Source organism: Stenotrophomonas sp. GD03930 (assembly GCF_029839665.1).
In the GTDB taxonomy this organism is placed as follows: domain Bacteria; phylum Pseudomonadota; class Gammaproteobacteria; order Xanthomonadales; family Xanthomonadaceae; genus Stenotrophomonas; species Stenotrophomonas forensis.
In genome coordinates this window covers 1,482,421-1,496,187 of the sequence record NZ_JAOCAV010000001.1, presented here as the reverse complement: position 1 = coordinate 1,496,187, position 13,767 = coordinate 1,482,421, and the positions used below count along the sequence as shown (strand labels likewise).

The 13,767-nt window shown below is 68.4% G+C and carries 10 protein-coding genes; 5 read left to right on the top strand and 5 right to left on the bottom strand.

All coding sequences use genetic code 11. The features are described from left to right. Positions 1-12: 12 nt before the first annotated feature. The 3 genes from bioH to bioC are packed head-to-tail and all read left to right on the top strand — an operon-like array spanning position 13 to position 2,498. Positions 13-792 carry a pimeloyl-ACP methyl ester esterase BioH gene (bioH, locus tag N5C18_RS06680; RefSeq protein ID WP_279944103.1) on the top strand — a complete coding sequence of 260 codons (780 nt, stop codon included), beginning with the start codon at positions 13-15 and terminating at the stop codon, positions 790-792. Positions 793-821: 29 nt separating this feature from the next. Next, positions 822-1,601: an SDR family oxidoreductase gene (locus tag N5C18_RS06675; protein ID WP_279944102.1), complete on the top strand. Its 780-nt coding sequence runs from the start codon at positions 822-824 to the stop codon at positions 1,599-1,601. Between the two features lie 12 nt (positions 1,602-1,613). Next, the gene (gene bioC / locus N5C18_RS06670; RefSeq protein ID WP_053451082.1) at positions 1,614-2,498 is read left to right on the top strand and encodes a malonyl-ACP O-methyltransferase BioC; all 885 of its coding nucleotides are present in this window, start codon (positions 1,614-1,616) and stop codon (positions 2,496-2,498) included. 583 nt (positions 2,499-3,081) lie between these two features. On the opposite strand, the gene N5C18_RS06665 is transcribed toward bioC, so the two are convergent. Beyond that, positions 3,082-3,714, bottom strand: coding sequence for a YdcF family protein (locus tag N5C18_RS06665; protein ID WP_006475275.1), 633 nt, complete (start codon positions 3,712-3,714; stop codon positions 3,082-3,084). After that, the gene (locus N5C18_RS06660; RefSeq protein ID WP_164242974.1) at positions 3,711-4,673 is read right to left on the bottom strand and encodes a pyridoxal-phosphate dependent enzyme; all 963 of its coding nucleotides are present in this window, start codon (positions 4,671-4,673) and stop codon (positions 3,711-3,713) included. The genes N5C18_RS06665 and N5C18_RS06660 overlap by 4 nt, the downstream gene beginning before the upstream one ends. 159 nt (positions 4,674-4,832) lie before the next feature. On the opposite strand from N5C18_RS06660, the gene N5C18_RS06655 reads away from it, so the two are divergent. Both N5C18_RS06655 and mnmG read left to right on the top strand, forming a co-directional pair. Next, on the top strand, positions 4,833-5,324 hold the full coding sequence (locus N5C18_RS06655) for a hypothetical protein (protein WP_164242975.1): 492 nt from the start codon (positions 4,833-4,835) through the stop codon (positions 5,322-5,324). A 531-nt stretch (positions 5,325-5,855) separates the two neighbouring features. Continuing rightward, a complete protein-coding gene (gene mnmG, locus N5C18_RS06650) occupies positions 5,856-7,745 on the top strand; it encodes a tRNA uridine-5-carboxymethylaminomethyl(34) synthesis enzyme MnmG (protein WP_053451085.1) in 1,890 nt (629 codons plus the stop codon). A gap of 244 nt (positions 7,746-7,989) precedes the next feature. On the opposite strand, the gene smeC is transcribed toward mnmG, so the two are convergent. Genes smeC through smeA form a run of 3 tightly spaced genes read right to left on the bottom strand, consistent with a single transcriptional unit; the run spans position 7,990 to position 13,759 of the window. Then, a complete protein-coding gene (smeC, locus tag N5C18_RS06645; protein ID WP_279944101.1) occupies positions 7,990-9,405 on the bottom strand; it encodes a multidrug efflux transporter outer membrane subunit SmeC in 1,416 nt (471 codons plus the stop codon). After that, positions 9,402-12,551, bottom strand: a complete 3,150-nt coding sequence (smeB, locus tag N5C18_RS06640) for a multidrug efflux RND transporter permease subunit SmeB (RefSeq protein ID WP_279944100.1) — start codon at positions 12,549-12,551, stop codon at positions 9,402-9,404. The genes smeC and smeB overlap by 4 nt, the downstream gene beginning before the upstream one ends. Positions 12,552-12,562: 11 nt before the next feature. Further along, on the bottom strand, positions 12,563-13,759 hold the full coding sequence (gene smeA / locus N5C18_RS06635) for a multidrug efflux RND transporter periplasmic adaptor subunit SmeA (protein ID WP_279944099.1): 1,197 nt from the start codon (positions 13,757-13,759) through the stop codon (positions 12,563-12,565). Positions 13,760-13,767: the final 8 nt, after the last annotated feature.

The window sequence follows — 13,767 nt, the reverse complement described above, 5'->3', positions numbered from 1 at the left end:
GCGTCGTTGCCCATGCATATTGAAGTGACCGGCCGTGGGCCGGACCTGGTTCTGATCCATGGCTGGGCCCTGCAGGGCGGCGTGTTCGCACCGCTGGTGCAGCGCCTGGCGGACCGGTTCACCCTGCATCGGGTCGATCTGCCCGGCCATGGCCATAGCCGCGACGACACCACGCCGCTGCGCCTGCCGTTCGTGGTCAACGCCATTGCCGCGGCCACGCCGCCGGCGGTGTGGTGCGGCTGGTCGCTGGGCGGGCTGTTCGCACTGCATGCGGCAGCGACGCTGCCGAAGGTGCGCGGGCTGGCGATGATCGCGGCCACCCCGCGTTTCGTGCGCGGCGAGGATTGGCCACATGCGGTGGAACCGGCGGTGTTCGAGCAGTTCGGGCGTGAGCTGGCCACCGACTTCGGCGGCACCCTGGAACGCTTCCTGGCATTGGACGTGATGGGCTCGGCACACGCCCGCGAGGAGCTGCGCACGCTGCGCCAGCGCCTGGTCGAGCGCGGTGCGCCCACCGAGCGCGCGCTGCTGGAGGGCCTGCGCCTGCTGGAAAACACCGACCTGCGCGGCGCACTGCCGACGCTGGGCAAACCCAGCCTGTGGATCGCAGGGCAGCGCGACCGCCTGGTGTCGCCGGCCGCGATGCAGGCCGCTGCGGCGCTGGCCCCGCAGAGCCAGGCGTTGACCATCGCCCATGGCGGCCATGCGCCGTTCCTCGGCCATGCCGACGAGGTCGCCGCTGCCCTGCAACACTTCGTTGCCGGCCTGTCACCGGCCGATGGCGGACAATGAGCGCCTTCCGAACCGCGCAGGACTGACGCATGGATCTGGGTATCAACGGCCGCTGGGCACTGGTCTGCGGCGCAAGCAAGGGGTTGGGCCTGGGCTGCGCGCGTGCGCTGGTGCGCGAGGGCGTCAACGTGGTGATCGTGGCCCGTGGCGAGGCGGCGCTGCAGCACGCGGCCGAGGAACTGCGTGCCCTGCCCGGCGCTGCGGATGTCCGCTCGGTCGCCGCCGATGTCACCACCGAGGCCGGTCGCGCTGCGGCACTGGCCGCGTGCCCGCAGGTGGACATCCTGGTCACCAACGCCGGTGGCCCGCCGCCGGGCGATTTCCGCAGCTTCGAGCGCGACGACTGGATCGCCGCGCTGGACGCCAACATGCTGGCGCCGATCGCACTGATCCGCGCCACCGTGGACGCGATGATCGATCGCGGCTTTGGCCGCATCGTCAACATCACCTCCTCGGCGGTGAAGGCCCCGATCGACATCCTGGCGCTGTCCAACGGTGCGCGCAGTGGCCTGACCGGCTTCGTCGCCGGCCTGTCGCGCCGCACCGTGGCCCACAACGTCACCATCAACAACCTGCTGCCCGGCCAGTTCGACACCGACCGCCTGCGCGCCAACTTCGCCCACAGTGCGGGCAAGGATGGCGACGCCGGCGAAGTGGCCGAGCGCCGCCGCCAGCAGATTCCCGCCGGCCGCTTCGGCACGCCGGACGAATTCGGCGCCGCCTGCGCCTTCCTGTGCAGCGTACAGGCCGGTTACCTCACCGGGCAGAACCTGCTGATCGACGGCGGCGCCTACCCCGGTACGTTCTAAGAGACTTTCGCAATGCCGTCCCACTTCGATGCCCGCCACGTCCGCCGCGCGTTCGCCCGTGCCGCCAACAGCTATGACGCCGCCGCCGCCCTGCAGCGCGAGGTGCAGTCGCGGCTGATCGAGTCGCTGGACTACCTGGAGGCACGCAAGCCCGAGGTGGTGCTGGACATCGGCGCCGGTACCGGTCATGCCAGCGCGCTGATGAAGAAGCGCTGGCCGAAGGCACAGGTGATCGCGCTGGACGTGGCATTGCCGATGCTGGACCAGGCCAAGCGCCAGGCCGGCTGGTGGAAGCCGTTCCAGCGCCTGTGCGGCGATGCGGCCGCGCTGCCGCTGGCCGACAACAGCGTGGACGTGATCTTCAGCAACCTGTGCCTGCAGTGGGTGGACGACCTGCCCGCGGTGTTCGCCGGGTTCCGCCGCGTGCTCAAGCCCGGTGGCCTGCTGCTGTGCTCGACCTTCGGCCCGGAGACGCTGGTCGAACTCAACGAAGCCTTTGCCGCCGCCGACGATCGCCCGCACGTCAGCCGCTTCGCACAGATTGCCCAGTTCGGCGATGCGCTGATGATGGCCGGCTTCCGCGACCCGGTGCTGGACCGCGACCTGTTCACCCTGACCTACGACGATCTGCCCTCGCTGATGCGCGAACTGCGCGCGATGGGTGCGACCAACGCGAGGACGGACCGCCGCCACACGCTGACCGGGCGTGGCCGTTTCGCTGCGGCCGCCGCCGCGTACGAGCCGATGCGCCGCGCCGACGGCAAGCTGCCGAGCAGTTGGGAAGTGATCTATGCCCACGCCTGGGCGCCGGACCCGGGTGCCCCGATCCGCGAAGGCGGGCATGACGTGGCTTCGGTACCGGTGTCGGCGATTCCGATCCGGCGCAAGCAGACCTGATCACGCGACCGCGAATCTGCTTTTTGGTAGGTGCCAACCTTGGTTGGCACAACCCGTCAGATCGCGGTGCCGCCGGCCGTGTGCCGACCAAGGTCGGCACCTACCGATTCATGCATGCGCACTGCTCTGGTAGGTGCCAACCCTGGTTGGCACAACTCATCAGATCGCGGTGCCGCCGGCCGTGTGCCGACCAAGGTCGACACCTACCGATTCATGCACGCGCACTGCTCCGGTAGGTGCCAACCTTGGTTGGCACAACCCGTCAGATCGCGGTGCCGCCGGCCGTGTGCCGACCAAGGTCGGCACCTACCGATTCATGCACGCGCACTGCTCCGGTAGGTGCCAACGTTGGTTGGCACAACCCATCAGATCGCGGTGCCGCCGGCCGTGTGCCGACCAAGGTCGGCCTCTACCAATTCATGCATGCGCACTGCTCTGGTAGGTGCCAACCTTGGTTGGCACAACCCATCAGATCGCGGTGCCGCCAGCCGTGTGCCGACCAAGGTTGGCACAACCCATCAGATCGCGGTGCCGCCAGCCGTGTGCCGATCAAGGTCGGCACCCACCAGAAGCAGGCAGCCGCTCAGGTATTGGCCGGCGAACTCAGCGGCGGGCGCACCAGGTCGCGGTGGAAGAAATAGATTTCCTGCACCAGGAAACGCCAGCTGGTATGGAAGCTGCGGAAGCGCGTGCTGGGCGTGGACGAGGCCAGTGCATCGATACCCAGCGCCTTGCTCAGGCGCAGCGCGCGCGCCATGTGCAGCGGGTCACTGACGATGATCACCCGGTGCAGGTTGCGCTGATCCATCAACCGCTTGGCTTCGACCAGGTTCTGCACGGTGTTGCGCGAGGCGGTCTCGATCAGGATCGCGTCGTCCGGCACGCCATGCTTGAGCGCATAACGCCGCGCCACCTGCGATTCGGAAAAGCGCGCGCCGGTGCCGCCATAGCCGCCAGTGAAGATCAGCAGTGGCGCGTACTGGGCCTCATAGAGATCCAGGCCATGGCGGATGCGTTCTTCGAACACCGGGGACGGCTTGGCGTCATAGGCCGCTGCACCGAGCACGATGATGGCATCGGCCTTGGCCGCCTGGTCACGCTCGCCCACCCACACGATCCAGGCAGTGACACCCAGCAGCCAGATCACCAGCACCACGAACAGCCGCCACAACCAGCCCAGCAGGCCGGTGCGATGCCGCTGCCGGTCACGGCTCAAGGCGTCCCCCAGCGCAGCGCTGGCAGGTCGACATTGCCGCCGGACAACACCAGGCCCACGCGCAGCCCGGCAAACCGCTGCGGCTCCGCCAGCACTGCGGCCAGCACGGTCGCCGAGGAAGGCTCGACCACCTGCTTGAGCACGTCCCACAGCAGGCGCATCGCCGCCAGCGTGGCCGCGTCATCGACCACGATCACTTCCGCACCCGCCGCGCGCAGCAGCTCGAAGTTGGGGGCGCCGATCAGGGTACGCAGGCCATCGCAGATCGTATCCGGGGTGAACGCGCCCTGGCGCGCGCCGGCGGCCAGCGAGCGTGCGGTGTCATCGGCGCCGGCCGGTTCGGCCAGCACCAGCCGGGTCTGCGGGCTGGCATGCTGCAGCGCCAGCGCGGTACCGCTGGCCAGGCCACCGCCCCCCACCGGCACCACCAGTACATCGAACGGGCCGTCGCTGTGCAGCAGTTCCAGCGCCGCGGTGCCCTGCCCCGCCATCACTGCCGGATCTGCATAGGGGTGGACCAGGGTTGCGCCGGTATCGGCCTGCACCTTGGCGCAGGTGGCCTCACGGTCGGCGATGGTCGGCGGGCAGCGCCAGAGCGTGGCACCGTGCCGGGCGATGTTGGCCAGCTTGGCCGCCACCGCACCTTCGGGCACCACCACGTGGCAGGGAATGCCGCGGGTGCGCGCGGCCAGGGCCAGCGCGGCGCCATGATTGCCGGAGGAATGGGTGACCACGCCGGCACGGGCGCGATCGGCATCGAGCGACCACACCGCGTTGCAGGCACCACGGAACTTGAATGCGCCGCCGCGCTGCAGGTGCTCGGCCTTGAACGCCAGCGGTGCGCCGGCCATCGCGTCAAGCGTGCGCGAGCGCAGCACCGGGGTCACGCTGGCATGCGGGGCGATCCTCGCGGCAGCAAGCAGGACGTCGTCGGCGCGGGGCAACAGTGAATCGCTCATGACGCAAGATTAACGTATGCCCCCGCGCTGGCGACCGGGGCACACGTCATGCCAGCATGCAGCCCTTCACCTCCATTCATCCTGGCCAGCGGAATTAAGGGCCGATTCAATGCCCGCGCACGAAGCTGACTGCACACCCGTCCTCTGGGGGGACCCACCATGAAAATGCGCTTGATGCTTGCCGGTGGCCTGATGCTGGCCCTGACCGGCTGCGCCACCTACGACTATGTCGGCGGTGGCCGGGGCGGCGGTTACTACCACGGTGCGCCGTCGGTGGAGTACCGCTACCCGGCCGGCTATCCCTACAACTATGGTTACCCGTACTACGGCGGCTACGGCGGCTATTACGGCGGCTATGGCAATCCGTACTACTCGCGCCCGATCTACCGGCCGCCGCACAACCATCGGCCGCCGTCGCGCCCGCCTGGCAACGGTGGCGAGAACCGCCCGCCGCCGCCATCGCGTCCGTCGTACAACGGTGGCTCGCCGTGGCGGAACATGGACTCGATGCGTCGCCCGCCGCAGTCCAGCGTGCAGCCGTCCGCGCCCGCGCCGCAGGCCCGGCCAGCCCCAGCGCCGAGCGCGCCGAGGATGAACGGCTCCCCTTGGCGCAACATGGATCGTGCGACGCAGCGCACACTTGAGCGCTGAACCATCTTGCATTTCACACGGTCCAAGCCGCACTCTACGCGGGCAGTGACGGCCCGCGTCACAATGTGACAAAAACGACACGGGCCGCCGCAAAAAGCTCTACGTCGATATCCGACAGGAACATCTGGATCCCCCCTGTTCCGGCCCTGTCGGATGTCGGCACCTCTGAAGGCAGACGGCCCCGCAATGCGGGGCCGTCTGTTTTGTGGAGGGGAGGCATCCGTAGATCCACGCCATGCGTGGATGGAGCTTTCCCGGCAGCCGCAAAAAAACAGGGCCGGACAGTCCCCCGACTGCCGGCCCCCTGCTTCCCCACCGTGCGCCTGTACCGGCCCCTGTTCCAATTCCGGTCACCGGCGCCTGCGGCGCCAGCCACGGTGGGTGCTATTGGGTTATCTGCAAAAATCCTGCCAACTTTAGGGCTGATTTCGACGCCGGCCGGCCGGCGCCGGCGCCGCGGCCCCGAATGGCGCTAAAATCGCCACCCCGGCGCCGCCCCGGCCGCGCCCGCCCCCAGCTGAACAGCCCCCCATGAACCCGTCCTTCCATCGTTACGACGTCATCGTCATCGGCGGTGGCCACGCCGGCACCGAAGCCGCGCTGGCCGCAGCCCGTACCGGCGTGCGCACCCTGCTGCTGACCCACAACATCGAAACGGTGGGGGCGATGAGCTGCAACCCGGCCATCGGCGGCATCGGCAAGGGCCACCTGGTCAAGGAGATTGACGCCTTGGGCGGCGCGATGGCGCATGCCGCCGACCGGGCCGGCATCCAGTGGCGCACGCTCAACGCCTCCAAGGGCCCGGCCGTGCGCGCCACCCGCTGCCAGGCCGACCGCAACCTGTACCGCATGGCGATCCGCGCCATCGTCGAAGGCCAGGCCAACCTGACCGTGTTCCAGGCCGCCGTCGATGACCTGGTCATCGAAGGCGACGCCGTGCGCGGGGTCATCACCCAGACCGGGCTGCGCTTCGACGCCGAGGCCGTGGTGCTGACCGCCGGCACCTTCCTGGCCGGCAAGATCCATGTCGGCCCGACCCAGTACGCCGCCGGCCGCATGGGCGACCCGCCGGCCACCACGCTGGCGGCGCGCCTGCGCGAGCGCCCGTTCCAGGTGGACCGCCTGAAGACCGGCACGCCGCCGCGCATCGACGGCCGCTCGCTGGACTACAGCGTGATGGACGAGCAGCCCGGCGACACGCCGCGCCCGGTGATGTCCTTCCTCGGCTCGGTGGACGAGCATCCGCAGCAGGTCAGCTGCTGGATCACCCACACCACCGAACAGACCCACCAGATCATCCGCGACGCGCTGCACCGCTCGCCGCTGTACAGCGGCCAGATCGAAGGCATCGGCCCGCGCTACTGCCCCTCCATCGAGGACAAGGTGGTGCGCTTTGCCGAAAAGGCCAGCCACCAGATCTTCGTCGAACCCGAGGGCCTGGGCATCGTCGAGATCTACCCCAACGGTATCTCCACCTCGCTGCCGTTCGACGTGCAGCTGGAGATGGTGCGCAGCATCCGCGGCTTCAGCAACGCGCACATCACCCGCCCCGGCTACGCGATCGAGTACGACTTCTTCGATCCGCGCGGCCTGAAGGCCTCGCTGGAAACCAAGCTGGTGAACGGGCTGTTCTTCGCCGGCCAGATCAACGGCACCACCGGCTATGAAGAAGCCGCTGCACAGGGACTGCTGGCCGGCCTCAACGCCGCACGCCAGGTGCGCGGGCTGGACGGCTGGTGCCCGCGCCGCGACGAGGCCTACCTGGGCGTGCTGGTGGATGACCTGATCACCCACGGCACCAACGAGCCGTACCGCATGTTCACCAGCCGCGCCGAGTACCGCCTGCAGCTGCGCGAGGACAACGCCGACCAGCGCCTGACGCCGGCCGGCCGCGAGATGGGGCTGGTCGACGACCGCCGCTGGAACGCGTTCGAGACCAAGCAGGCCGCGGTTGCCGCCGAGCGCGCACGCCTGGGCGCACTGTGGGCGACCCCGGCCAATGCGCTGGGCCGCGAAGTGCAGGACACGCTTGGCGTGGCGGTCAGCCGCGAAACCAACGTGCTGGACCTGATCAAGCGCCCGGAGCTGGACTACGCGCAGCTGATGCAGGTGCCGTCGCTGGGCCCGGCCGTGGCCGACGGCAAGGTGGCCGAGCAGGTGGAGATCGGCGTGAAGTACGCCGGCTACCTGGACCGCCAGCGCGAGGAGATCGAGCGCCAGCAGCGGCATGAAGCCACGCCGATTGCCGAAGCCTTCGATTACGCCACGGTGCGCGGGCTGTCGGCCGAAGCGCTGCAGAAGCTGGAGCGCGTGCGCCCGCAGACCATCGGCCAGGCGCAGCGCATCCCGGGCATGACCCCGGCGGCGATCTCGCTGCTGCTGGTGCACCTGGAGCGCGCCCGCCGCGGCCGCGTAGCGTAGGCAGCACCGTCCGCTTCTGGTGGGTGCCGACCTTGGTCGGCACATGACTCTGCCCTGGTGGGTGCCGACCTCGGTCGGCACGAATCATCCGGTCACGATGCTGCATGCCTTTGTGCCGACCAAGGTCGGCACCTACCAAGGCCTCCCGCCCCGGTAGATCCACGCCACGCGTGGATGAAGGCACTTGTGCCGACCAAGGTCGGCACCCACCGGAGCGGAAGACGCACACACCCGCGCTAGCGCGTTATCGCGCGTCGGCGCCCCCGCCCAGCACCTTGAACAACGTCACCCGGTTGCCTGCCTCCTGCTGCTGCAGGGCGATCAGGTCCTGCTGCGCGGCATACAGGCTGCGCTGCGCATCCAGCGCCTGCAGGTAGCCGTCCAGCCCGGTGCGGTAGCGCGCATCGGCCAGCGTGAAGCTGCGCTGGCTGGCGGCCACCAGCGCCCGCTGCGCGTCCATCTGCGTGGCCAGGTGATCGCGCACGGCCAGCGCATCGGCCACTTCACTGAAGGCCTGCTGGATCGCCTTCTCGTACTGCGCGATGCCGATGTCCTTGCCGATCTTCGAGGCATCCAGCGACGCCTTCAATGCACCGGCGTGGAAAATCGGTGCGGTGATGCTGGGTGCGAACGACCAGCCGCGGGTGCCGGCCGAGAACAGCGTCGACAATGCGCTGGAGCTGTGGCCGTAGTTGGCGGTCAGGGTCAGCGTCGGGAAGAACGCAGCGCGCGCTGCTCCGATATCGGCATTGGCCGCCTGCAGCGCGTGTTCGGCGGAAAGCACGTCCGGGCGCTGCAGCAGCACGCTCGACGGCAGATTGGCCGGCAACGGTGCCAGTGCCACGCTGCCATCCAATACGTGCGCGCTGGGCAGCAACGCGGCATCCAGCGGTGCCCCTACCAGCAACTGCAGCGCATCACGATCCTGCGCCTGCTGGGTCTGCAGCCTGGCCAGCGCGCCGCGCGCAGCTTCCACGCTGGTCTGCACCTGCGACAGGTCCAGCCCCGAGGCCAGGCCCTGCGCATGGCGGGCCTCGGTGCGCTGCAGGGTCTGCTGCTGGCTGTCCAGGGTCTGTTGCGTGAATGCCAGCGACTGCCCATCGGCGGCCAGTGCCAGCCAGGCCGTCGCCACTTCGGCCACCAGGCTGGTACGCGCTGCACGCTGGTTCTCGGCACTGGCCAGCCAGTTCTGCAGCGCCTCGTTGTTCAGGCTGCGGATGCGCCCGAACAGGTCCAGCTCCCAGCTGCTGATACCGACCTGCACGGTATCGGCTTCGGTTAACTGGGTGGCCCCGGTCTCACTGTTGGCATCGCTCACGCGCGAGCGGGTGACGCTGCCACTGGCATCCACCGACGGCAACCATGCCGCACGCTGGATACGGTACTGCGCCCGTTCCTTTTCCACCTGCAGCACCGCCACGCGCAGGTCGCGGTTGTTCTGCAGCGCCAGCGCGATCGCCTGCTGCAGGCGCGGCTCCACGAACACCTCGCGCCAGGCCGGCATCGCCAACGCCGCATCGGCCTCGCCTGTTGCAGCATTGCCGAACTGCGCCGGCACCGGCGCCTCGGGGCGCTGGTAGCGCGGCGCCATGCTCACGCAGCCTCCCAGCACGGTGGTCATGGTGGCGGCCGCCAGGGCGCGCAGCAGCATCGGCTTCATGGGCTTGCCTCCGGGGCAGTGGCTTCGGCCGGCGCGCGGCCCGGGAACAGGCGGCGCACCAGCAGGTAGAACAACGGCACGAAGAACATGCCCAGCACCATCGAGGCGACCGTGCCGCCGGCCACGCCGGTACCCAGCGAACGGCGCGCGGCCGAGCCGGCACCGGTGGCGAACACCAGCGGCAGCACACCCATCAGGAACGCCAGCGAGGTCATCACGATCGGCCGCAGCCGCAGGTAGACCGCCTGCAGGATCGCCTCGCGGGTACTCTTGCCCTGTTGCTCGAGGATACGCGCGAACTCGACGATCAGGATGCCGTTCTTCGCCGCCAACCCAATCGTGGTCAGCAGGCCGACCTGGAAGTACACGTCGTTGTTGAGGCCGCGCAGGTTCATCATCAGTACCGCACCGAACACGCCCACCGGTACCGCCAGCATCACCGCGAACGGTACCGCCCAGCTTTCATACAGCGCGGCCAGGCACAGGAACACGAACAGCAGCGAGATGGCGTACAGCATCGGCGCCTGGTTGCCCGACAGCTGTTCCTGATAGGCCATGTCCGACCACGCATGGCTGAAGCCTTCCGGCAAGGTGTCGGCCAGGCGCGCGATCTCGGCCATCGCCTCGCCGGAGCTGACACCCGGCGCTGGCTGGCCGGTGATTTCCATCGCCGACAAACCGTTGTAGCGCTGCAGCGCAGCCGGTGCGCTGCTCCAGTGCGTGCTGATCAGCGACGACAGCGGCACCATCTGCCCTGCCTGGTTGCGCACGCTCCAGCGCTCGATGTCCTGCGGCTGCATGCGCGCTTCGGCCGTGCCCTGGATGAACACCTTCTTGATGCGACCCTTGTAGATGAAGTTGTTGACGAAATCGCCGCCCAGCGCCGCATTCAAGGTGTCATTGACGTCCTGCGGATTCACGCCCATGGCCTGTGCCTTGGCATCGTCCACCTTCACCGCGTACACCGGCGCGTCCTCCAGGCTGGCGTAGCGCACATTGACCAGCTTCGGATCCCTGGCAGCCTCCTTCAGCAGCGTGTTGCGTGCGGCCACGGCGGCGGCATGGCCGGCACCGCCCTCGTCCTGCAGTTCCAGGGTGAAACCGCCGGCATCGCCGAGGCCGAGGATGGCCGGCGGCGAGGTGATGAACACCTGTGCATCGGGCACGCTGGCCATGGCCGCGGTCAAGCGCGCGGCGATGGTATCGGCATCGTCCTTGCGGTTGTCCCAGTCTTTCAGGCGGATGAAGGCTTGGCCGACGTTCTGGCCGCTGCCGGTGACACTGAAACCAGCGGTGGCCTGGATCGAGAGCACGCTGTCGTCCTTCACTGCGGCGGCACTGAGGCGATCCATCACTGCACGGGTCTGCTCCAGGGTGGACCCGGCCGGCAGCTTCACCAACGCATTGAGCATGCCCTGGTCTTCATCGGGCAGGAACGCACCCGGCAGGTGCCACAGCAGCAAGCCGGTGACCACGCTCAGCACCAGGTAGAACACCACGCCCAGCGTGCGCCGGCCAAGGAAACCATCCACACGGCGACGCAGGCCGTTGGAGGTGCGCTCGAAGCGGTGGTTGAACCAGATGAAGAACTTGCCCAGCAGGCTCGGTTCGCCGCCGTGGTCGCCGTGCGGATGCCCGCCCTTGGGAATCTGGTGCAGGATGCTGCCGCACAGGGCCGGCGTAATGGTCATCGCCACCAGCACCGACAGGATCATCGCCGCAGCAATCGTCACCGAGAACTGCCGATAGATCACGCCGGTGACACCGCTGAAGAACGCCATCGGCAGGAACACTGCAGTCAACACCAGCACGATGCCGACCAGCGCGCCGGTGATCTGGCCCATGGCCTTCAGCGTGGCCGGCTTCGGGGCCAGCCCTTCGAAGGTCATCACCCGCTCCACGTTCTCCACCACCACGATGGCATCGTCCACCAGCAGGCCGATGGCCAGCACCAGCGCGAACATGGTCAGCGTATTGATCGAATAGCCGAACGCGGCCAGCACACCGAACGTACCCAGCAGCACTACCGGCACCGCGATGGTCGGGATCAACGTGGCCCGCCAGTTCTGCAGGAACAGGTACATCACCAGCACCACCAGGACGATCGCCTCGATCAGGGTGATCACCACTTCCTTCAGCGAGATGGTCACGAACGGGGTGGTGGTGAAGGCCACGTGGGCGGTGTAGCCATGCGGCCAGTACTTCTGCAGCTGCTGCAGCCGTGCATCGATGGCCTTGGAGACGGCGATGGCATTGGCACCGGCATTGAGCTCGATGCCCAGCGAGGCTGACGGCTTGCCGTTGAAGGTACTGATGCTGTCGTAGCTCTCCGGTCCCAGGCCGATCGTTGCCACGTCGCCCAGGTGCACGACGCTGCCGTTGGCATCGGCCTTGAGCACCACCTGCGCGAACTGCTCGGGGGTGTGCAGGCGGCTGCGCGCGGTCACGGTCGCGTCCAGCTGCTGGCCCTTCAGTGCCGGCTGGCCCCCCAGCTCACCGGCCGACACGTCGGTGTTCTGCGCCTGCAGTGCGGTCTCGACATCCGACGGCATCAGTGCGTACTGGCGCATCTTTTCCGGGTCCAGCCAGATACGCATGGCGTATTCCTGGCCGATCGGCTGGATGTTGCCAACACCACTGACGCGGCTGATCTGGTCATCGATGCGCGCTTCCATGAAGTTGGCGACATCGAAGTTGTCCATGCTGCCGTCTTCGCTGGTGAACGACAGCACCTCGAAGATCGAACCACTGGACTTGGTGATGGTCAGGCCGTTCTGCTGCACTGCCTGCGGCAGCGTGGCCATCGCGGCCTGCAGCTGGTTCTGAACCTGTACCTGCGCCGTATCCGGATTGGTGCCGGTGGCGAACACCAGGTTGACCTGCGCCGAGCCATCGGAAGCACTGGTGGAGGTCATGTACATCAGGTGGTCCAGGCTCTGCTGGGACTGCTCGATGACCTGGGTGACCGCGTTTTCCACGGTCTGCGACGAAGCGCCGGTGTAGGTGGCGCGGATGGTGATGGTGGGCGGGGCGATCTGCGGGTAGCGGTCCACCGGCAGGATCAGGATCGCAAGCAGGCCGAGCAGGCTGACCGCGATGGCGATCACCCAGGCAAAGATCGGCCGGTCGATGAAGAAACGAACCATGCGCGGCAACCTCAGTGCGACTTTTCGTCGGTGTTGCCGTTCGGGTCGATCGCCGGCATTGCTGCCAGCTGCGCAGGGGTGGCCGCCACCGCCTTCACCTGCTGGCCCAGCGCTACCGCGCTGCCGTTGCTGACGATCACCCGCTCGCCGGCCTTCAGGCCCTGCGTGATCTGCCACTGGTTGCCCACCACCTGGCCGGTGCTGACCCGACGCTCGATGACGTGGTCCTTGGCGTCGAGCAGGCGCAGCAGCGGCTCGCCGCGCTCATTGCGCACCACCGCCTTCTGCGGCACCAGCAGCGCGCGCGCATCGGTGGCCATCGGCAGCACCGCCTTCAGGTACATGCCCGGCAGCAGCAGGCCATCCGGGTTCGGAATGACCGCGCGCAGCACCACGTTGCCGGTACCCGGATCGACCGCGCTGCCGACGAATTCCAGCGTGCCTTCATGGGCATAGGTGCTGCCATCCTCCAGCACGACCTGCACCTGTGCCTTGCCATCAATGGCCTTCACCAGGCCGGCATCGAGCTGCTTGCGCAGCGCCAGCATCTGCGTGCTGGACTGGGTGACATCCAGGTACACCGGGTCCAGCCGCTGGATGGTGGTCAGCGCGGCGTCCTGGCCGGCGGCGACCAACGCGCCGGCAGTGACGCTGGAGGTGCCGATACGGCCGTCGATCGGTGCGGTCACCCGCGTGTAGTCAAGGTTGATGCGGGCGGCCTGCAGCGCAGCGCGCGCAGCGATCACATTGGCCTGCGCCTGCTTCAATGCCGAGGTCGCATCATCGGCATCCTGCTTGCTGGCCGCGTCCATGCTCACCAGCGCGCGGGTGCGCTCGGCCTTCGGTTGCGCCGACAGCACGCTGGCCTCGGCCTGGGCCAGCTGGCCCCGCGCGGTGTCGAAGGCCGCCTGGTACGGCGCCGGGTCGACCTGGTACAGCAGCTGGCCGGCCTTGACCTGCTGGCCTTCGGTGAACAGCCGCTGGCGGATCAGTCCACCGATCTGCGGCCGCACCTCGGACACTTCGAACGGCACTGCGCGGCCGGGCAGGGTCTGCTGCAGCGCCAGCGGCTGCGCGCTGGCGGTGATGATGCCCACTTCAGGCGCGGCCGGCGCTTCGGTCCTGCCGGCGGAACAGGCTGCCAGGGCCAGCAGCAGCGGCAGCAGCAGGGGATGGGAAGAACGGGACAGCGGGCGCGGGAGTGACATGGGGGCGT